At 71.0% G+C, this 18,902-nt stretch carries 19 protein-coding genes; 14 read left to right on the forward strand and 5 right to left on the reverse strand.

The window, feature by feature from the left end; all coding sequences use genetic code 11:
* Nucleotides 1–88 precede the first annotated feature (88 nt).
* Both RUR49_RS23710 and RUR49_RS23715 read right to left on the reverse strand, forming a co-directional pair.
* Nucleotides 89–1,129 carry an isopenicillin N synthase family dioxygenase gene (locus RUR49_RS23710; RefSeq protein ID WP_409148920.1) on the reverse strand — a complete coding sequence of 347 codons (1,041 nt, stop codon included), beginning with the start codon at nt 1,127–1,129 and terminating at the stop codon, nt 89–91.
* A complete protein-coding gene (locus tag RUR49_RS23715; RefSeq protein ID WP_409148921.1) occupies nt 1,126–2,112 on the reverse strand; it encodes a LysR family transcriptional regulator in 987 nt (328 codons plus the stop codon). The genes RUR49_RS23710 and RUR49_RS23715 overlap by 4 nt, the downstream gene beginning before the upstream one ends.
* A gap of 228 nt (nt 2,113–2,340) precedes the next feature.
* Here RUR49_RS23715 and RUR49_RS23720 point away from each other — a divergent pair, with 228 nt between their 5' ends.
* The 4 genes from RUR49_RS23720 to RUR49_RS23735 are packed head-to-tail and all read left to right on the forward strand — an operon-like array spanning nt 2,341 to nt 7,001.
* The gene (locus RUR49_RS23720) at nt 2,341–3,447 is read left to right on the forward strand and encodes a BMP family ABC transporter substrate-binding protein (RefSeq protein ID WP_409148922.1); all 1,107 of its coding nucleotides are present in this window, start codon (nt 2,341–2,343) and stop codon (nt 3,445–3,447) included.
* On the forward strand, nt 3,444–5,015 hold the full coding sequence (locus tag RUR49_RS23725) for an ABC transporter ATP-binding protein (protein ID WP_409148923.1): 1,572 nt from the start codon (nt 3,444–3,446) through the stop codon (nt 5,013–5,015). The genes RUR49_RS23720 and RUR49_RS23725 overlap by 4 nt, the downstream gene beginning before the upstream one ends.
* Entirely contained in the window at nt 5,008–6,078 is a 1,071-nt protein-coding gene (locus tag RUR49_RS23730; protein ID WP_409148924.1) for an ABC transporter permease, read from the forward strand. The genes RUR49_RS23725 and RUR49_RS23730 overlap by 8 nt, the downstream gene beginning before the upstream one ends.
* Nucleotides 6,075–7,001, forward strand: coding sequence for an ABC transporter permease (locus tag RUR49_RS23735; RefSeq protein ID WP_409148925.1), 927 nt, complete (start codon nt 6,075–6,077; stop codon nt 6,999–7,001). Before RUR49_RS23730 ends, RUR49_RS23735 begins: the two co-directional genes overlap by 4 nt.
* A 21-nt stretch (nt 7,002–7,022) precedes the next feature.
* On the opposite strand, the gene RUR49_RS23740 is transcribed toward RUR49_RS23735, so the two are convergent.
* The gene (locus tag RUR49_RS23740; protein WP_409148926.1) at nt 7,023–7,865 is read right to left on the reverse strand and encodes a MurR/RpiR family transcriptional regulator; all 843 of its coding nucleotides are present in this window, start codon (nt 7,863–7,865) and stop codon (nt 7,023–7,025) included.
* 323 nt (nt 7,866–8,188) lie between these two features.
* On the opposite strand from RUR49_RS23740, the gene RUR49_RS23745 reads away from it, so the two are divergent.
* The 7 genes from RUR49_RS23745 (at nt 8,189) to RUR49_RS23775 (ending at nt 15,874) form a co-directional block, all read left to right on the forward strand.
* Entirely contained in the window at nt 8,189–9,142 is a 954-nt protein-coding gene (locus tag RUR49_RS23745) for a sugar ABC transporter substrate-binding protein (RefSeq protein ID WP_409148927.1), read from the forward strand.
* Nucleotides 9,143–9,390: 248 nt separating this feature from the next.
* Complete coding sequence (locus RUR49_RS23750; protein WP_409148997.1) at nt 9,391–10,512, forward strand: ABC transporter permease; 1,122 nt, start codon at nt 9,391–9,393, stop codon at nt 10,510–10,512.
* Between the two features lie 13 nt (nt 10,513–10,525).
* Nucleotides 10,526–11,347 carry an ATP-binding cassette domain-containing protein gene (locus tag RUR49_RS23755; protein ID WP_409148998.1) on the forward strand — a complete coding sequence of 274 codons (822 nt, stop codon included), beginning with the start codon at nt 10,526–10,528 and terminating at the stop codon, nt 11,345–11,347.
* Between the two features lie 115 nt (nt 11,348–11,462).
* Nucleotides 11,463–12,584: a Gfo/Idh/MocA family protein gene (locus RUR49_RS23760; protein WP_409148928.1), complete on the forward strand. Its 1,122-nt coding sequence runs from the start codon at nt 11,463–11,465 to the stop codon at nt 12,582–12,584.
* A gap of 116 nt (nt 12,585–12,700) precedes the next feature.
* On the forward strand, nt 12,701–14,308 hold the full coding sequence (locus RUR49_RS23765) for a carboxyl transferase domain-containing protein (protein ID WP_409148929.1): 1,608 nt from the start codon (nt 12,701–12,703) through the stop codon (nt 14,306–14,308).
* A gap of 28 nt (nt 14,309–14,336) precedes the next feature.
* Entirely contained in the window at nt 14,337–15,437 is a 1,101-nt protein-coding gene (locus RUR49_RS23770; protein ID WP_409148930.1) for an FAD-dependent oxidoreductase, read from the forward strand.
* The gene (locus tag RUR49_RS23775) at nt 15,434–15,874 is read left to right on the forward strand and encodes a hypothetical protein (protein WP_409148931.1); all 441 of its coding nucleotides are present in this window, start codon (nt 15,434–15,436) and stop codon (nt 15,872–15,874) included. The genes RUR49_RS23770 and RUR49_RS23775 overlap by 4 nt, the downstream gene beginning before the upstream one ends.
* A gap of 16 nt (nt 15,875–15,890) precedes the next feature.
* On the opposite strand, the gene RUR49_RS23780 is transcribed toward RUR49_RS23775, so the two are convergent.
* Nucleotides 15,891–16,550 (reverse strand): exopolysaccharide biosynthesis protein, encoded by a 660-nt coding sequence (locus tag RUR49_RS23780; RefSeq protein ID WP_409148932.1) that lies wholly within the window; start codon nt 16,548–16,550, stop codon nt 15,891–15,893.
* A 360-nt stretch (nt 16,551–16,910) separates the two neighbouring features.
* On the opposite strand from RUR49_RS23780, the gene RUR49_RS23785 reads away from it, so the two are divergent.
* From RUR49_RS23785 to RUR49_RS23795, 3 genes are all read left to right on the forward strand, one after another.
* Nucleotides 16,911–17,477: an NADPH-dependent FMN reductase gene (locus RUR49_RS23785; protein ID WP_409148933.1), complete on the forward strand. Its 567-nt coding sequence runs from the start codon at nt 16,911–16,913 to the stop codon at nt 17,475–17,477.
* A 114-nt stretch (nt 17,478–17,591) separates the two neighbouring features.
* Nucleotides 17,592–17,840, forward strand: a complete 249-nt coding sequence (locus tag RUR49_RS23790; RefSeq protein ID WP_409148934.1) for a type II toxin-antitoxin system ParD family antitoxin — start codon at nt 17,592–17,594, stop codon at nt 17,838–17,840.
* Complete coding sequence (locus tag RUR49_RS23795) at nt 17,827–18,141, forward strand: type II toxin-antitoxin system RelE/ParE family toxin (RefSeq protein ID WP_409148935.1); 315 nt, start codon at nt 17,827–17,829, stop codon at nt 18,139–18,141. Before RUR49_RS23790 ends, RUR49_RS23795 begins: the two co-directional genes overlap by 14 nt.
* 3 nt (nt 18,142–18,144) lie before the next feature.
* On the opposite strand, the gene RUR49_RS23800 is transcribed toward RUR49_RS23795, so the two are convergent.
* Complete coding sequence (locus tag RUR49_RS23800; protein WP_409148936.1) at nt 18,145–18,852, reverse strand: HAD family hydrolase; 708 nt, start codon at nt 18,850–18,852, stop codon at nt 18,145–18,147.
* Nucleotides 18,853–18,902 lie beyond the last annotated feature (50 nt).

Here is an 18,902-nt window from a genome sequence, read left to right on the forward strand (position 1 = left end):
CGCCGTGCCCTCTCTACGCCAACGGCCGCCGATCGGGTGATCGGCGGCCGCGGTCAGACTCTGATGGTGTGGCGGAGTGGCCGGCCCTTCAGGGCGCCTTCGATGCCGGGTCGTAGTGGGCGAGCGTCGCCGCGAAGCGGCCGTTGACGTAGTCGCCGGAGGTGATCGGCTCGTACTTCGCCGGCCGCTCGGCCGACACGCAGGACGGCAGGGCCTCGACGAGGGTGTCGTAGTCGGGCCCGAAGAAGAACGGCACCGAGTAGCGCTCGCGGCCGGAGCGGTTGATCGCCCGGTGCACGGTCGAGGCGAACAGGTCGTTCGTCCAGCGCGCCATCTGGTCGCCGATGTTGACGACGAAGCAGCCCGGGATCGGGTTCGCCGCGATCCACTCGCCCGACTTCGTCAGCACCTGCAGGGCGGGCACGCCGTCCTGGGCGAGGATGGTGAAGCACTCGTAGTCGGAGTGGGCGCCGATGCCGATCTGGCGGTCGTCGATCTCGCCGAACTGTGGCGGGTAGTGCAGCACGCGCAGCGTCGCGAGCGGCTTCTTCACGAAGCCGTCGAAGTAGGTCTCCGGCAGGTCGAGGGCGAGCGCGAAGGCGTGCAGGAGATGATGCGACAGCGCGATCATCTCCTTGTGGTAGGTCTCGAGCGCCGTGCGGAAGCCAGGCTCGCCCGCCGGCCACTGGTTCGGCCCGTAGAGCACCTTGCCGGCGAGCACGTCGGGATCGTCCGCCGGCACTTCGAGCGCGATGTCGAAGGATTCGTGCAGGTCGCCGCGCGCCGTCGGGTCGGTGTTTTCTTCCAAGAGAGCCGCATAGCCGCGGTTGTTGCGCGACTTGGCGACGTGGGTCGCCATCTTCGCCTCTGTACCTTGGGCGAAGTAGCCGTGGGCAGCTGCAAAAATGCCGTCGATCGCCGCCTGGGGAACGTTGTGGTTGCGGATGTAGAAGAAGCCGGAATTCGTGCACGCCTGGCGCAACGCGGCGGCAAGTTCCGCCTTGCCGGCCGGGCTGTTGGTGAACATCGGCTCGAGGTCGAGGATCGGGATCTCCTCGCGGCTCGCCTGGCGCGGCTCGAGCCCCGCCGACACGGCGCGGGCGCCGTTGCCCGTCTGCAGAACCTTCATGCCACTCTCCTTTCGGGCCCCGTCGTCGCTGGCCCTTTCATGTCCGGCCCGCTCAGGGCCTCGAAGTAGTATTCCGGCCCGTCGAAGGCGAACTCCGGCCGGAAATAGTCGGCGCAGAAGTCGCGGAAGGCGGCCGACTTGCGCGAACTGTCCTGTCCCCGCGGGAAGTAGAGGTGGACGAAGCGCTCCTCCGACAGCCAGTCCGGCAGCACCGGCACGAGATGGCCGCGGGCGCATTCCATGCGGGTGAAGAAGCGCGGCAGGTAGGCGATGCCGTCGCCGCCGACGGCGAAGTACTTCACCGTCCAGTACTCGTTGGCGACGAGGTCGTCGGCCGGCAGCACGTCGACCGTCTCCTCGTCCCTGCAGAGCCGCCAGCTCTGAAGGCCGGTGGCGGTGCGGTAGAGCACGCCGCGGTGGCGGCGCAGGTCCGCCGGCGCTTCCGGCACGCCGGCCTCGGCGAGGTAGGCGGGGTTCGCGAACAGCCCGAAGCGCGTCGACGACAGCCGCACGCTGTCGTGGCCGCCCGCGCCGACGGCGTCCCAGGCGACGATGGCGTCGATCGCCTGCAGCCGGTCGAGGTCGAACAGCGTGCTCGCCGAGAAGAACACGAGGTCGAGCTTCACCTTCGGGTGGCGGCGGCGGAAGGCGTAGAGCATCTGCGCGTTGAAGGCGGTGCCGAACTCGCCGGAGAAGCCGACGCGCAGCGTGCCGGCGATCTCCTCGCGCACCTCCGCCACCGCCGAGCGGGCGCTCTCGCAGGCGGCGAGGATGGCATGGGCGTGGCGGAGCAGTTCCTCGCCGGCGTCGGTGAGACGCAGCGCCCGGCCGTCGCGGCCGAACAGGTCGGAGCCGACGTCGGCCTCGAGCTGGCGCAGCTTCAGGCTGAGCGTCGACTTCGGCAGCCCGTGCAGCTTCGCCGCCGCGGAGATCGACTGACCCTCCGCGATCCGCACGAAGCAGCGCAGCGCCTCGAAGTCCATGCCACCGTCCATATTTTTGGCCGAAGTGATCAAAAAACGAGCTTGAGAAGCTCCAATGTGTGGACGATCATAATCTCAAGGTGGGGGCCGCCGCAAGCGGTGACGGCAACAATGTCAGGCTATATCGTCCGAATTCGACAGCAGTGATGTCCGGTTCCGCAACGCTTTCGGCTCGTGATCGCAGCCTCCGATGAAGAGGCGTTCGATCTCAAAGAAAAGGGGAAAGAGATGGTGAAGTCATTTGCGTCCGGCCTGCTGGCGCTTGGCGCCACGGCGACGCTGCTCGCGGGCACGGCGACCTCGGCCTGGTCGTTCGAGCTGAAGGCCGAGCCGAAGGTCGCGTTCATCTACGCGGCGGCGGCGAAGGACGGCGGCTGGAACGAGGCGATCGACGCTGGCCGCGCCGCCGTCGAGAAGGACCTCGGCCTCACCGTCGCCGTCGCCGAGAACGTGCCGGAGGACGCCACCAAGCTCCGCGCCGCGATCGACCTGTTCGTCAAGCGCGGCTTCAACATCATCGTCGGCACCACCTACGGCTATTCCGAGCCGATCGCCGAGGCCGCCAAGGCCTATCCCGACGTCGCCTTCCTGAATGCCTCGGGCACCACCAACGGCGCCAACCTCGAGAGCTTCTACGCACGCACCTACCAGGCCTGGTATCTCGCCGGCATCGCCGCCGGCTCGGTGACCGAGTCGAAGAAGCTCGGCATGGTCGCCGGCTTCCCGGTCGGCGTCGTCAACTGGGACGCCAATGCCTTCATCCTCGGCGCCCGCTCGGTCGACCCGTCGATCGAGACGGTCGTCGTCTACACCAACTCCTGGTGGGACCCGGTGAAGGAAGGCCAGGTCGCCGAGGCGATCCTCGACCAGAATGCCGACGTGATCGCCACCGACCTGTCGTCGACGGCACCGCTCGCCGCCGCCGAGCGCCGCGGCGCCTCGTCCGTCGGCTACCAGCTCGACATGAGCCACGCGGCGCCCGAGGGCATCCTCACCTCGGTGGTTTTCCACTGGGACCGCTACCTGGTGCCGACCATCAAGTCGATCACCGATGGCACCTGGACGCCGCAGGAGTACGGTGCCTTCGAGGGCATCGACAAGGGCGTGATCGGCCTCGCCCCCTTCGGCAAGCGCGTGCCGGACGCCGCCAAGGCGAAGATCGAGGAGGTCCAGGCGAAGATGGTGGCCGGCGAGTTCGACCCCTTCACCGGACCGATCGAGAAGCAGGACGGCTCGGTCGCCGTGCCGGCCGGCGAGAAGGTCTCCGACGAGGCGCTGTGGTCGATGGACTACTTCGTGAAAGGCGCCATCGGAACGATGCCCGCCGCGCAATGACGGAGACGGCCATCGCCCATCCCGCGGGCGACGGCCGCCCCGTATCCTCTGGCGTCGGCGCTCCTCCGGGGACGCCGCCGGCGCTGGAGCTCGCCGGCGTCCACAAGGCCTTCGACGGCAAGCCGGCGCTGATCGACGCCGGCTTCACGCTCCGCCGCGGCGAGGTGCACGCCCTCGTCGGCGAGAACGGCGCCGGCAAGTCGACGCTGATGAACGTCGCTACCGGTGTCTATGCGGCGGACGCCGGCCGCGAACTCGTCGATGGCGAGCTCGTGCGCATCCGCGGGCCCGTCGATGCCGCCGCCGCCGGGCTCGGCATGGTCCACCAGCACTTTCGGCTGGTGCCGCGCTTCACCGTCGCCGAGAATGTCCGCCTCGCCCTCGGGCGCCGTGCCGGCTCGCCGGCTGCCGCCGCTGCCCTGGTCGCCGCCAAGGCCGCGGAGATCGGCTTCCCCGTCCGCCCGGACGCCCGTGTCGCCGACCTCTCGGTCGCCGAGCGCCAGCGGGCGGAGATCCTGAAGGTCCTGCTGCTCGGTGCCCGCGTGCTCATCCTCGACGAGCCGACGGCGGTCCTCACCGAGCAGGAGTCCGACGCTCTCCTCGCCTTCACCGCCCGCCTCGCCGCCCAGGGCGGCTCGGTGGTGCTGATCACCCACAAGCTGCGCGAAGTGGCGGCGCGCGCCGACCGCGTCACCGTCATGCGCCAGGGCCGCACCGTCCTCGATGGCGCGCCGATCGCCAGCGTCACGCCGGCGGAAGTGGCACGCCTCGCCGTCGGCGCCACGGTTGCCCCGGTGGCGCGGCCGCGCCGGGCGCCCGGCGGACCGGCGCTGAATGTCGATGGCCTCGCCCACCGCCGCGACGACGGCGGCGTCACCCTCGACGGACTGACACTCGCCGTCCGCGAAGGCGAGGTGCTCGGCCTCGCCGGCGTCGGCGGCAACGGCCAGAGCGAACTCGTCGCCTGCCTCGCCGGCCTCGCCACGCCACGCGCCGGCAGCGTCGCGCTCGCCGGCCATGACGTGACGACTGCCTCGCCTGCGGCGCGCCGCGACCTCGGCCTGCGCGTCGTGCCGGCCGACCGCTTCGCCTTCGGCCTCATCCGCGGCTTCACGGTGGCCGACAACCTCGCGCTCGCGGCTCTCCGACGTGGCCGCTACGGCTCGCCGCTCGGCGTCGCCCGCCGCCGCATCCGCCGCGACGCGGAAGCGGCCATCCGCGACCACGAGATCCACGGCGCCACCCCCGGCCGCTCGACGGGCCTGCTCTCCGGCGGCAACGCCCAGAAGGTGCTGCTCGCCCGCGAGCTCGACGACGCCGTGCGCGTCCTCGTCGCCCACTCGCCGACCCGCGGCCTCGACGTGCGCGCCGCCCAGGCCGTGCAGGCGGCGATCGCGACTGCTGCCGAGCGCGGCGTCGCCTGCCTTCTGATCAGCGAGGACCTCGAGGAACTGATGGCGCTCGCCGGCCGCATCGCCGTGATCAACCGCGGCCGCATCGTCGGCGAGATGCCCGTCGAGGCGGCCTCTGCCGCGGCGCTCGGAGCCCTGATGGTCGGCCATGCTTGACGGTCTCGTCATCACCCGCCGCTTCGACACGCCGGCCTGGCTGTCGGCGCTGGTCTTCCTCGCCGGCATCGCCGCGGGCCTCGCGATGGCCACGGCGCTCCTCGTCGCCATCGGCGTGCCGGCCTCGGCGCTGTTCGACGAGGTGATCGGCGAGGCCTTCATGACCGCGTCCGGCCTCGCCCAGACGCTGACCTTCGCCACCCCGCTCATCTGCGTCGGGCTTTCGGCGGCGGTGGCGCTGCGCCTGCGCTTCTGGAACATCGGCATTGAGGGCCAGCTCTGGCTCGGGGCGCTCGGCGCCACCGCCGTGGCGCTGGGAGATGTCGGCCCGGAGGCGACGCGCCTGCCGCTGATGCTTCTCGCCGCGGCGCTCGCAGGTGCTGCCTGGATCGCGCTGCCGCTGGTGCTGAAGCTCCGCCTCGGCGTCAACGAGGTGATCACGACGCTGCTGCTCGGCTCGATCGCCTTCCTGTTCGCCCAGCACCTGCTGTTCGGTGCCTGGCGCGACCCGGCCACCGGCTTTCCGATCTCGCTCGCCTTCGATGCCGCCGAGCGCCTCTCCGCCCTCGGCTTCGGCCGCACGCACCTCGGCCTGCCGATCGCGCTCGCCGCGGCGCTGCTCGTCTGGTTCCTCGTCGACGTGACGCGCCTCGGCTTCTACGGCCGCGCCGTCGGCGAGAACATCGAGGCGGCGCGGGCGGCGGGCGTTCCCGTCATCGCCGTCACCTGCGCCTTCGTGCTCCTCTCCGGCGCCCTGTCCGGGCTCGCCGGCGGGCTGATCGTCGCCGGCACCGAGCACCGGATGAGCCTGACGCTCGGCGCCGGCTACACCTTCTCCGGCATCGTCATCGCCTTCCTCGGCCGCTTCCGGCCGCTCGCCACCGTGGTGGTGGCGGTGATCATCGGCGGCGTCTTCACCGCGAGCGACGTCTTCAAGGTGTTCTACGGGATCTCGGAGGCGGTGGTGGTGCTGCTGCAGGGCCTCGTGCTGTTCGGCGTGCTGGTGGCGCAGTTCTTCGGCGCCTACCGCATCTCGCGGGCGAACTGGGGAGCCACCCAATGAGCGGCTTCCTCGTCGGCTGGCTCGCCGCGATTCCCGCCTACGCCGCACCGCTGCTGCTCGCCGCCCTTGGCCTGATCCTGTCGGAGCGGGCGGGCGTGCTGAACCTCAGCGCCGAGGGCGTCATGGCGATCGGCGCGATGACGGGCGCCGCCGTCGTGCTGAGCGGCATCGCGCCGACGCTGGGCATTCTCGCCGGCGTCGCCGCCGGGGCCGGGCTGTCGCTCGTCTTCGCGATCGTCGTCGTCGTCTTTCGTGGCGACCAGACACTCGCCGGCCTCACCACCGTCGCCGTCGGCATCGGCCTCGCCGGCGTGCTCGGGCGCGACTTCGTGCAGAAACCGTTCCCTGGCATCGAGCGCTTCGGCGCCGACGCGGCGCCCGCCACCAACGCCTTCGAGCGCTTCTTCCTGCAGCAGGACCCACTGATCCTGGTGGCGCTGGTGCTGGTCGTCGCCGTCTGGTGGTTCCTCGAGCGCACCCGGGCGGGACTGCAGCTGCGCGCCGTCGGCGAAGACCCCGGCACCGCCGACGTCGCCGGCGTCGATGTCCAGATGGTCCGCATCGGCGCGGTAGTGGCGGGTGGTGCGCTTTGCGGCCTCTCCGGCGCCTATCTCTCGGTGGCGGCGAGCCACGTCTGGGTGGAGGGGATGATCGCCGGCCGCGGCTGGATCGCGGTCGCGCTCGTCATCTTCGCCCGCTGGGACGCCCGCCGGGCGCTCCTCGGCGCGGTGATCTTCGGCGCCGCCGAGGCCTTGGGCCCGCGCCTGCAGGCGGTCGGCGCGCCGGTGCCGACCTACCTGATGATGATGCTGCCCTATGCGCTGACGCTCATCGTGCTGGTGCTGTCGAGCCTGATCGGCCGCCGCGACACCGCCGAGCCGGCCGCGCTCGGCTCGATCTACCTGCGCCAGGACAAGAGCTAGAGGGGCAGGGGAGGGGCCGCTCTACCCCCCGCCGCGCCGCGCTCCGGTCGCGACCGCGAGCGCCATCGCCAGCGCCAGCGTCGCCGACAGCGAGCGGAACGCCGAAAAGTCCGCCTCCGCCACCTCGAACTGCACCGTCGCGCTCGGGCGGAGCGGCGAGAACGGGCTGTCGGTGATCGCCACCACCGGCACGCCGATCTCGGCGGCGCGGGCGGCGAGCTCGATCGTCGTCGGCGTGTAGGGCGAGAACGAGATCGCCACCACCGCGTCGCCCGGCCGCGCGCCGCCGATCTGTTCCGGCGCCAGCGCCGCGACGTGGTCGACCAGCACGGCGCGCAGGCCGAGCTTGCCGAGCGCATAGGCGAGGTAGGCGGCGACCGGGAAGGCACGCCGGAGCCCGAGCAGGAAGATCGTGTCGGCGCCGGCGAGGATGCCCGCCGCCCGCTCCACCTCTTCCGCCGAGACGGTGTCGCCGAGCCGCTCCAGCGACACCGTTGCGCTCTCCACGAAGCCCGCGAGCAGGGCCGCCGCGCCGCCGCCCGAGGCCTGCGGCCCGTCCACCTTCAGCCGCGCGAGGCGCTCGCGGTAGTCCGGCCAGCGCGAGCGCAGCTGCTGGCGGAACACCTCCTGCAGGTCGGAAAAGCCGGCGAACCCCAGCTGCTGGGCGAAGCGGATCAGCGTCGAGGGCTGCACGTCGGCCTGCTGGGCGACGCTCGCCACCGTGCCGAAGGCGATCTCGTCGGGGTTCTCCAGCGCGAAGGCGGCCACCTGGGCGAGCCGCCGCGGCAGGCTGTCGTGGCGGGCGAGCAGCAGCTCCTTCAGCGCCTCGAAGTCGCGCGGTGGCTCGGTCGTCTCGCTCGCCATCGGCGCCCCCCTGTCGTGCCGCCCGCCGCGGCACCGTGCTCTGGCCCCACGCTACCCTTGACAGCCGGCGGCGGGTAATGGAATAAAAGTTCCAAGAGAAGAATAAATGGGTCCATTCATTCTGTCCAACGCCGCCGGGAGGGACCGGGCGGCCGCGGGCAGGGAAGGGCCCAGCCCGGCAGGAACGCCCGCCCCCGGCCACCCTTTTCGGCCGCCGTCACCGGCGCACCTCGCCGTACACCGCCGCGCCCCAAGGGTGCCGCGCGGGGGAGGCCGGCGGCCGCGTGCGCGGCCCCGGGAGCGACACAAGGGAGGAGACAGCCATGACCACCGCCATCATCCGCACCATCGCCGCCGCCGCAGCCCTGGCGCTGCCGTTCGTCGGCCTCGCCGGACCGGCCCATGCCGACGGCGAGCGCTTCGTCTTCGTCAGCCACGCGCCGGATTCCGACTCGTGGTGGAACGTCATCAAGAACGCGCTGAACAATGCCGGTGCCGACCAGAAGGTCTCGGTCGAGTACCGCAACCCGCCGACCGGCGACCTCGCCGACATGGCGCGCATCATCGAGCAGGCGACCGCCACCAACCCGAACGGTCTGATCATCACCATCGCCGATTACGACGTGCTCGAGGGGCCGGTGCAGGCGGCGATCGCCAAGGGCATCCCGGTGATCACCGTCAACTCCGGCACCGCCGAGCAGTCGAAGAAGCTCGGCGCGCTCGTCCACATCGGCCAGCCGGAGTACGACGCCGGCAAGGGCGCCGGCGAGCGGGCAAAGGCGGCCGGCGTCACCAAGTTCGTCTGCGTCAACCACTACATCACCAACCCGGCCTCGGTGGAGCGCTGCCAGGGTTACGCCGACGCCCTCGGTGTGCCCCTCGGCGACCAGATGATCGATTCCGGCATCGACCCGACCGAGGTCTACAACCGGGTGAAGGCGCACCTCGCCCAGCACCCGGACACCAACGGCATCCTGACGCTCGGGCCGAACTCCGCCGAGCCGACGCTGAAGCTGCTGAACGACACCGGCTCGGCCGGCAAGTACAACTTCATCTCCTTCGACCTGTCGCCGGATATCGCCCAGGGCATCAAGGACGGCGTCGTCGAATCCGCCATCGACCAGCAGCCCTACATGCAGGGCTACCTGCCGGTCGTGTTCCTCACCATGAACGCCCGCTACGGCCTCGTCCCGGCCAACGACATCAACACCGGGCCGGGCTTCGTGACGAAGGACAATATCGGCCTCGTCGAGGAGTTCGCCGGCGAGTTCCGCTGAGAGTGGGCGGGCAAGACGCGTGCTTCCGTCCCTCCCCTGACAGGGGGAGGGACAGACCGGCGCAGCCGGTCAGGGTGGGGCCCGTCAATCCCAATGCGAACCTGCGTTTGGATTGACAGGCCCCACCCTGGCCGCTTCGCGGCCGGTCCCTCCCCCTGGCAGGGGAGGGACGTGCTCCGGCAAGCTTCGAGACCTGAGTCCCAGGAGGACATCGCATGGCAAATCGCAGCGATGCGGCGGACGTGGGGATGGTGGCGCCCGCCACCCAGGCCACCCCTGCCACCCCGGCCGACGAGCGCCTGCGCCGCCAGACCGGCCTGCGCCGACTGATGGCGCGCCCGGAGCTCGGCGCGCTCGCGGGCACCATTCTCGTCTTCGCCTTCTTCGCCGTCACGGCGTCCGGCACCGGCATGTTCGCCGCCGACGGCATCCTCAACTGGACGACCGTCTCGGCGCAGCTTGCCATCATCGGCGTCGCCGCCGCCCTCCTGATGATCGGCGGCGAGTTCGACCTCTCGGTCGGCTCGATGATCGGCTTCGCCGGCATGATGATCGCGATCCCGACCGTCTACTTCGGCTGGCCAGTGGAGGCGAGCGTCCTCTTCGCCTTCGTGGGCGCGCTGTTCATCGGCTACCTCAACGGCATCATCGTCGTGAAGACGCGGCTGCCGTCGTTCATCGTCACGCTCGCCTCGCTGTTCATCCTGCGCGGCCTGACGATCGCGCTGTCGATCATGTTCACCAACCGCACCATCGTCTCCGGCGTCCGCGATGCGGCGGGAGACTCGTTCGTCGCCTGGATGTTCGGCGGCAAGATCGGCGCGCCCGTCTTCGTCTGGCTCGCCGACGCCGGCGTCATCGGCCGGCTGCCGAACGGCGCCCCGGTGGTGAACGGCATTCCGATGGTGATCGTCTGGGCGCTCCTCATCGCCATCGTCGGCCACGTGGTGCTGACGAAGACGCGCGTCGGCAACTGGATCTTCGCCGCCGGCGGCGACGCCAATGCGGCGCGAAACGTCGGCGTGCCGGTCGACCGGGTGAAGATCGGCCTGTTCATGGCGACCGCCTTCTGCGCCACCATCTACGCCGCCTGCCAGGTCTTCGAGTTCGGCTCGGCGGCGGCCGACCGCGGCATGCTGAAGGAGTTCGAGGCGATCATCGCGGCGGTGATCGGCGGCTCGCTGCTCACCGGCGGCTACGGCTCCGTCATCGGCGCCTGCCTCGGCGCGCTGATCTTCGGCGTCGTGCAGATGGGCATCCTGTTCACCGGCGTGCCGAACGACTGGTTCCGCGTCTTCCTCGGCGCCATGCTGCTGGTTGCGGTCCTCTTCAACAACGTCATCCGCCGCCGCGTCACGGGGGAGCGCTGAGATGGCCGCATCCATGCAGACCGCTGCCGTCCGCACCGCCGCGCACGCTGCCGCCACGGCCGCGCCGCTGATCGAGGTGCGCGACATCACCAAGCAGTACGGCCCGGTGGTGGCGCTCGCCGGCGTCTCGCTGACGGTGCGCGCCGGCGAGGTGATGTGCCTGCTCGGCGACAACGGCGCCGGCAAGTCGACCCTCATCAAGACGCTGTCCGGCTGCCACCGCCCGAGCGGCGGCGATTATCTGGTCGAGGGCCGGCCGGTGGCGTTCGCGAGCCCGCGCGAGGCGCTCGATGCCGGCATCGCCACGGTCTACCAGGACCTCGCGATGATCCCGCTGTTGTCGATCTCGCGCAATTTCTTCATGGGCCGCGAGCCGGTCAGGAAGTTCGGGCCGTTCGCGTTCATGGACATGGCCCACGCCGACCGGGTGGCGCGCGAGGAGATGGCCCGCATCGGCATCGACGTGCGCGACGCCAGCCAGGCGGTCGGCACGCTGTCGGGCGGCGAGCGGCAGTGCGTGGCGATCGCCCGCGCCGTCTATTTCGGCGCCAAGGTGCTGATCCTCGACGAGCCGACGTCCGCGCTCGGCGTCGCCCAGACCTCGATGGTGCTGAAATACATCCACCAGGTCCGCCAGCGCGGCCTCGGCGTCATCTTCATCACCCACAACGTCCGCCACGCCTATGCCGTCGGCAACCGCTTCACGGTGCTGAACCGCGGCCGCACCCTCGGCACCTTTGACAAGGCGGAGATCGACATCGACGCCCTGCAGCAGCTGATGGCCGGCGACAAGGAACTGCAGGACCTCTCGATGGAGCTCGGCGGCACCGTCTGAGCTCCGGACACCCTCCCAAACTCGGCCGCCGCACGGACTGCTCGCGGCAGGCGGCGGCCGCTTTTTCTTTGCCCACCCCATGCGCTCCTTCCCCCACCGAACAGGCTGACGACAGATGAAGCGACCCGGCCTCGGCCTCATCGGCACCGGCTTCATGGGCAAGTGCCACGCGCTCGCCTACGGCACCGTGGGCGCCACCTTCGAGGGCCTGCCGCGGCCGCGGCTCGCCGTCCTCTGCGACGTCGAGGCCGGCCACGCCGCCGCCACGGCGGCTGCCTGGGGCTTCGAGCGCTCGTCGACCGACTGGCGCGCCGTCGTCGCCGATCCCGACGTCGACATCGTCTCGATCACCACGCCGAACGCCGTCCACGCCGAGATGGCGATCGCGGCGCTCGAAGCCGGCAAGCACGTCCACTGCGAGAAGCCGATGGCGGTGAGCCTCGAGGACGCCGAGCGCATGGCTGCCGCTGCCGCCACCGCCGCCGGCCTCACCCGCCTCGGCTACAACTATACGGCCAACCCGGCGCTCTCCCACGCCGCCCGCCTCGTCGCCGATGGCACCCTCGGTCGCCTCGTCCATGTCCGCGCCCTCTATGACGAGGACTACATGGCCGACCCGGAGCTGCCGTGGTCGTGGCGCTGCCGGCGCAGCGAGGCGGGGCTCGGTGCCCTCGGCGACATCGGCTGCCACGCCGTCGCCATCCTGACGATGCTCGCGGGCCCCATCGACGCCGTCGTCGCCGACATGGCGACGGCGCACCCGACCCGGCCGATCGCTGGCAAGCCGGGCGAGCGCGGCGTCGCCGACAATGACGACGTCGCGAGTGCGCTCCTGCGCTTCGCCTCCGGCGCCACCGGCGTGCTCACCACCAGCCGCGCCGCCCATGGCACCAAGAACGCCATCCGCATCGAGCTGCACGGCACCCGCGGCACGCTCCGCTTCGACCAGGAGCGGATGAACGAGCTGTCGCTGTTCCTCGCCGAGGGCGACGAGGCGACGCGCGGCTTCCGCACCATCCTCACCGCCCCGGTTCACCCGCCCTATGGCCGCTTCTGCCCGGCGCCCGGCCACGGCCTCGGCTTCAACGACCTGAAGGTGATCGAGTTGGCCGACTTCCTCGCCGCCATCGCCGGCACCCGCGCCCCCGCCTTCGACTTCGCCGAAGGGCTGAAGGTCGAACGGGTCATCCACGCCGTCGCCCGCTCGGCCGACAGCGGCGCCTGGGTGACGATCTGAGGCACGCCCAGCACCGTCGATCCCGGCCCGCGTTCCCGCCCTTGGCCGCCGCACCGGCGGCGCGCTAGTCTCGCGCCCGCTCTCCCGCGGCGGGAGGGGCGGACAGGGAGCCCGGCTTGACCATCCTCGAGAGCGCCATCGACACGGCATCCGACGGCTTTGCCGCCCAGGCGGCGGAGATGCACGCCCTCGTCGAGACGCTGCAGGCCAAGCGCGCCGAGGCGGCGCTCGGCGGCCCCGAGAAGTCGCGCGCCCGCCACCTGAAGCGCGGCAAGCTGTTGCCGCGCGAGCGCGTCATGCGCCTGCTCGATCCCGGTAGCCCGTTCCTCGAGCTGTCGCCGCTCGCCGCCCACGGCCTCTATGACGACGCCATCCACGGCGCCGGTCTGATCACCGGCATCGGCCGCGTCATGGGCCGCGAGGTGATGGTCGTCTGCAACGACGCCACCATCAAGGGCGGCACCTACTACCCGATGACGGTGAAGAAGCACCTGCGCGCCCAGGAGATCGCGCTCGAGAACCGGCTGCCGTGCGTCTACCTCGTCGATTCCGGCGGCGCCAACCTGCCGAACCAGACCGAGGTCTTCCCCGACCGGGACCACTTCGGCCGCATCTTCTACAACCAGGCGCAGATGTCGGCGGCCGGCATCGCCCAGATCGCCGTCGTCATGGGCTCCTGCACCGCCGGCGGCGCCTACGTGCCGGCGATGTCCGACGAGACGATCATCGTCCGCCGCCAGGGCACGATCTTCCTCGCCGGGCCGCCGCTCGTGAAGGCGGCGACCGGCGAGGAGGTCTCTGCCGAGGACCTCGGCGGCGCCGACGTGCACGCCCGCATCTCCGGCGTCGCCGACCACTACGCCCTCGACGACCTGCAGGCCCTCGACCGCGCCCGCCGCATCGTCGCGACGCTGAACACCGCCAAGGCGCCGGACCTGTCGCTCGCCCCGCCGCGCGCCCCCCTCTACGACCCGGCCGAGCTCGACGGCGTCGTGCCGGTCGACCTCCGCCGCCAGTACGACGCCCGCGAGGTCATCGCCCGCCTGGTCGACGGCTCGGAGTTCGACGAGTTCAAGGCGCTCTACGGCACCACGCTCGTCTGCGGCTTCGCCCGCATCCACGGCATGCCGGTGGCGATCCTCGCCAACAACGGCATCCTGTTCTCCGAAAGCGCGCTGAAGGGCGCCCACTTCGTCGAGCTCGCCTGCCGCCGCAAGGTGCCGCTGTTGTTCCTGCAGAACATCACCGGCTTCATGGTCGGCCGCGACTATGAGAGCCGCGGCATCGCCAAGGACGGGGCGAAGCTCGTCACCGCGGTCGCCTGCGCGGCCGTGCCGAAGATCACCGTCATCGTCGGCGGCTCCTATGGCGCCGGCAACTACGGCATGTGCGGCCGCGCCTACTCGCCCCGCTTCCTGTTCCTGTGGCCGAACGCCCGCATCTCCGTCATGGGCGGCGAGCAGGCGGCGAGCGTGCTCGCGACCGTCAAGCGCGACAACATCGAGGCCGACGGCGGTACCTGGAGCGCCGAGGAGGAGGCCGCCTTCAAGGCGCCGATCCGCGACCGCTATGAGGCCGAGGGCAACCCATACTACGCCACCGCGCGGCTCTGGGATGACGGCATCATCGCCCCCTCGGAGACGCGCCGCGTGCTGGCGCTCGCCTTCGCGGCGACGCTGAACGCCCCGATCCCGGAGACGCGCTTCGGCGTGTTCCGGATGTGACCGCGGCGACAGGCTCCGGAGACCACCCATGCACGCCCTGATCGTCGGCGCCGGCATCGTCGGCCTGTCGACCGCCCTGCAGCTTACCGAGCGCGGCTGGACCGTCACCGTTCTCGACCGCGGGGCGATCCCCAACCCGACCGCCTCCTCCTTCGACCACCACCGGCTGATCCGCCACCACTATCCCGACCGCCCGGTCTATGCCCGCCGCATCCCGGAGGCGTTTTCCGCCTGGGAGCGGCTGTGGGGCGTCCTCGGCGAGCGCCACTATGTCGAGACCGGCGTCTTCGCGCTGTCGCGCGCGGACGGTGACTGGACCGACCGCTGCCGGCCGATGATGGAGGAGCTGGCCGTCGCGCACGAGATCCTCGATCCCGTGGTGATCTCGGCGCGGCTGCCCTTCGTCAACGCCGCCGGCGTCCGCTACGCCCTCTTCACGCCCGAGGGCGGCGCGCTGATGGCCGAGGCGATCCTCGACGGGCTGGTCCGCTTGCTCACCGCGCGCGGCGCCGAGCTGCGGCCCGACACGCCCGTCGCCGCCATCGACGGGGAGGGCGGGGCGGTCGTCACCGCCGCCGGCGAACGCCTCGCCGCCGACCGCGTCATCGTCGCCGCCGGCGTCGGCGCGGCCAGGCTCGCCTTTCCGGGCAAGCCCGAGCTCGTGCCCTACCGCACCACCGTCCTCTATGCCGACCCGCCGGAAGACCTCGCCTCGTTCTGGGAGGGCGCGCCGTCGTGGGTCGACCTCGGCACCGACGAGGAGCTGTGGGGCATGCCTCCGGTCGCCGGGCTGTCGCTCAAGCTCGGCGCCGGCGAGCGCTCGCGGGGGGGCGACCCCGACCACGAGCGCGGCACCTTGCCGGCCGACGTCTCCGGCGTGCGCGCCGCCTATGGCGGCCGCTTCCACGGCATCGAGCGCTTCACCGTGCGCTCCGCCCCGACCAACTTCTGGACGATGGCGCCGGAGGAGCGCTTCGTGCTCCTGCGCGACGGCCGCGCCGTGTTCGTCAGCGCCTGCTCCGGCCACGGCTTCAAGTTCGGCGCGCTCACCGGCGAGGACGTCGCCGCGGCCGTTGACGGCGGCGACTTCGACGCGCTTGCCCAGCGACTGGCGGGCCACGAGCCGTGACCTGCGCGACCATTCGCGGCGCCGTCGCGGCCGCCTTCGCGCTGGCAACCCTGGTCGCGCCCGCGGACGCCGCCCGCATCGGCGACCGGCACTACGTCGTTCAGTACGACCACGACCAGAACAAGTTCTCGAACGCGCTGCGCACCGGCGCCGACTTCCTCGCCGGCGGGTCCGGGCGCAGCTTCCAGATCATGCTCGACGGCTACGGCGTGCTCTCGGCGGTCCGCGGCGTCGCGGTGGTGCAGCGCGAGTACATGGAGATCAAGCGCAAGCACCCCGATCTCGTCGTCATCGTCTGCAAGGAATCCGCCGACAGCCTGGCTCGTGCCAACAAGGGCCGGCGCGTGCCCTATCTGCCGGGCATCCGCATCGCCCCGTGCAACGGCCTGCGCGCCAAGCTCGAGAAGGACGGCTGGCGCCCGGCGCTCGGCTTCTGACGGCGGGCCGACCCGCTCAGAGCCAGCCGACGGCGTGCCTCAGCAGGAAGATCGCGCTCACCACCATCGCATAGACGACGCCGGCGACGACGAACACCGACACCGCCGCCGTCACGTAGCCGATCAGCACGGCGACGCCGTCGCGCTCCAGGATCGCCAGCGAGAAAATCGAGATCGCCAAGGCCGGCAGCATGTTGCCGAGCGGGATCGGCAGGAACAGCACGATCGCCAGCAACAGGCAGACGAAGCCGATCAGCCGTTCCGCCGGCGGCCGCGCCAGAGTTCCGAGCCGCGGCTTCAGCAGCCGCTCGGCGCGGGCGATCCACGGCACCACCCGCCGCACCACCGCGCCGAACTCTGCCGCCGGCAGCGAGCGCCGGGCGATGAACTTCGGCAGCCACGGCGCCGGCCGCCCGAGCGCGAGTTGCAGCGACAGGAGCAGGAGCGGCGCCCCGAGCACCGAGGAGACGCCGGGCGGCGTCGGCAGCACGTTCGGAATGGCGAAGATGAACATCAAGACGCCGAAGGCGCGGCCCTGCATCGCTCCGACGAGTTCGCCGATGCCGATGCGCGTGCGGGTGCCATCGGCCACCAGCGCCGCCAGGATCGCCGACAGCCGCCGCTCCTCGTGTGGCGGCGCTCCGGCGAGGCCGTCGGTGTATTCGTGAGAGGTCATCGGACCCGAGCCGCCGCGGTGCCGCCGCACGCCTGCGCGCGAAGCGCACTGGGGAGGCCGATCCTCCGGCCCCTCGGGGCGCCGCCTCTGGTCTGGTCGGGCGTCAGGATGTCCGGTCCCTTCACGGTGCGTAGCAGACCTCAGGATGCGACAGGGCCATGGCCACCGCGGCTGACCCTGAAGTCGTGATCTTATCGGCTGCCAGCGTAACGGAACTGTTGCACGAGAGGATGACGTTGATACGGGAGAGAGGGTTCCGCACGCCCCCTTCGCCTCACGCACCCATTGCCCGCCCTTTCGACGCCAGCCTCCTCCCCCTGAAGTGGCGTCGCGCTTTCAACCCTGCAAGGAGAAACACCCTTGACCGACGTCCAGCCGCTCCACCTCGTCACCCTGCTCGGCAGCCTGCGTAAGGGCTCGCTCAACGCCGCCGTCGTCCGCACCCTGCCGGAGCTCGCGCCGGCCGGCATGACATTCGCCGCCCTGCCCTCCATCGCCGGCTACCCGATCTACGACGCCGACCTGCAGGCCGAGGGCATCCCAGCGGTGGTGGAGGAGGCGGGCGAGGCGATCCGCGCCGCCGACGGCGTCGTCATCGTCTCGCCGGAGTACAACTACTCGATGCCGGGCGGCCTGAAGAACGCCATCGACTGGATTTCCCGCCTGAAGGGGCAGCCCTTCGCAGGCAAGCCGGTGGCGATCCAGTCCGTCTCCGGCGGAACGCTCGGCGGCGCCCGCATGCAGTACCACCTGCGCCAGGCGCTGGTCTTCCTCGACGCCCACGTCCTCAACAAGCCCGAGGTGATGATCGGCCAGGGCCAGAACAAGATCGACGCCGCGACGGGCAAGCTCACGGACGAGCCGACCCGCCAGTTCATCACCACCCAGCTCACCGCCTTCGTTGCCTACATCGAGAAGCTGAGGTAGGCGCGGGCGGTCCGCGAGGCTGCCAAGGTCGGTCACGGTAAAGCGCACGCTCGCGTTGCCGTGCCCGACCAAGCTGCTAGAGTCGGGGCCTCTTTGGACCGAAGGGCACACGCCGTGACAATCAGGGCAGAGCTCGGGCACTACTTCGAGACGTTGGTCGCAGACCTCGTCTCCTCTGGCCGATACGCCTCCGTAGACGAGGTTCTGCGCGATGGGCTTCGTCTCGTCGAGGAGCGCGAGGCCGTCCTGGCGCGCATCGATGCCGCCGTGATGGAAGGCCTCGCAGACGCGGACGCCGGGCGCATCAAGCCGGCCGAAGAGGTCTTTGCCCGTCTGCAAGCGAAGTACGGTGCAGCCGAGTAGCGCGCTGCGCCTCGCGTTTACCGACAAGGCGGAGGCTGATCTGGAGAGCCTCGCCGCGCACATCGCCGAATCCAATCCGGCGCGTGCGGCGACCTTTGTCGATGAGCTGCGATCCGCTTGCGATGGCGTGGCTCGCCGCCCGCTCGCCTTCCCGCTGGCGCCACGCCTCGGGAGAACGGGCGTCAGGCGACGGGTCTTCGGCAACTATCTCATCTTCTACAGGGCGTCGGCCGAGGTCGTTCTGATCCTGCGTGTCCTTCACGTGGCCGTCGATCACCGCCGCTTGTTCGGAGCCGGCTGAACTCTACCCGAACAGCACGCCCTCGAGTTCCTCGATCGACCCCAGCACCATGTGGCTCATAGGCGTCAGGCTCTCGCGGGTGCCGGTGCCGGTGAGCACGCCGATGCGCAGGCCCGCGCCGCCAGCGTGCGCCATCTCCATGTCGTGGCCGTTGTCGCCGACCACCGCCACCGCGGACGGCGCGACGCCCGTGTGGGCGCAGAACGCCGTCACCATGCCGCCGCCGGGCTTCACGCCGTAGCCGCTGTCGTAGCCGGCGATGAAGTCGACGAAAGGCACCAGCCCGAAGCGCTCCACCGTCTTCTCGATCGAGGCCTTGCCGTCGCTGGAGGCGATGCCGAGCGTCATGCCGCGCCGCTTCAGCCGCGAAAACAGCGCGACGAGGTCCGTCACCGGCACGACGCTGCCGACGGAATTGCAGAATTCCTCGTCGAGCAGGGCGGTCAGCCTGTCGGCGGAAAACGGCGCGCCCTCCGCCACCCAGGCGGTGGCGATCTCGCGCGCCGTCGCGGCGGCGAGCAACCCATCGGCAAAGGTGATGCCGCTGTCCGGGTCCATGCCGCCGAACCGCATCAACTGTGCGGCGAACGCCGCGTCGCCCTTTGCTGCGATCATCGCCGCCCGCCGGTTGATCTGACCCCAGCTCGATTGGTAGTCGAGCAGCGTCCCGTCCTTGTCGAACAGGATGGCGGAGATGGACGGGTGGGGCATCGGGAGGGTGCTCGTGTGGCGCAAGAGGGCGCCGCCGTGACTAGCCGCCG

This window comes from Pseudoxanthobacter sp. M-2 (assembly GCF_046156265.1).
Classification (GTDB): domain Bacteria; phylum Pseudomonadota; class Alphaproteobacteria; order Rhizobiales; family Segnochrobactraceae; genus CAMDHY01.

Coding starts and splice junctions, on each gene's coding strand:
- RUR49_RS23730 (WP_409148924.1), top strand. CDS start 5,008: ATGCTTGACGGTCTCGTCATCACCCGCCGCTTCGACACGCCGGCCTGG.
- RUR49_RS23720 (WP_409148922.1), top strand. CDS start 2,341: ATGGTGAAGTCATTTGCGTCCGGCCTGCTGGCGCTTGGCGCCACGGCG.
- RUR49_RS23725 (WP_409148923.1), top strand. CDS start 3,444: ATGACGGAGACGGCCATCGCCCATCCCGCGGGCGACGGCCGCCCCGTA.
- RUR49_RS23735 (WP_409148925.1), top strand. CDS start 6,075: ATGAGCGGCTTCCTCGTCGGCTGGCTCGCCGCGATTCCCGCCTACGCC.
- RUR49_RS23760 (WP_409148928.1), top strand. CDS start 11,463: ATGAAGCGACCCGGCCTCGGCCTCATCGGCACCGGCTTCATGGGCAAG.
- RUR49_RS23745 (WP_409148927.1), top strand. CDS start 8,189: ATGACCACCGCCATCATCCGCACCATCGCCGCCGCCGCAGCCCTGGCG.
- RUR49_RS23710 (WP_409148920.1), bottom strand. CDS start 1,129: ATGAAGGTTCTGCAGACGGGCAACGGCGCCCGCGCCGTGTCGGCGGGG.
- RUR49_RS23770 (WP_409148930.1), top strand. CDS start 14,337: ATGCACGCCCTGATCGTCGGCGCCGGCATCGTCGGCCTGTCGACCGCC.
- RUR49_RS23750 (WP_409148997.1), top strand. CDS start 9,391: ATGGTGGCGCCCGCCACCCAGGCCACCCCTGCCACCCCGGCCGACGAG.
- RUR49_RS23715 (WP_409148921.1), bottom strand. CDS start 2,112: ATGGACTTCGAGGCGCTGCGCTGCTTCGTGCGGATCGCGGAGGGTCAG.
- RUR49_RS23780 (WP_409148932.1), bottom strand. CDS start 16,550: ATGACCTCTCACGAATACACCGACGGCCTCGCCGGAGCGCCGCCACAC.
- RUR49_RS23800 (WP_409148936.1), bottom strand. CDS start 18,852: ATGCCCCACCCGTCCATCTCCGCCATCCTGTTCGACAAGGACGGGACG.
- RUR49_RS23755 (WP_409148998.1), top strand. CDS start 10,526: ATGCAGACCGCTGCCGTCCGCACCGCCGCGCACGCTGCCGCCACGGCC.
- RUR49_RS23740 (WP_409148926.1), bottom strand. CDS start 7,865: ATGGCGAGCGAGACGACCGAGCCACCGCGCGACTTCGAGGCGCTGAAG.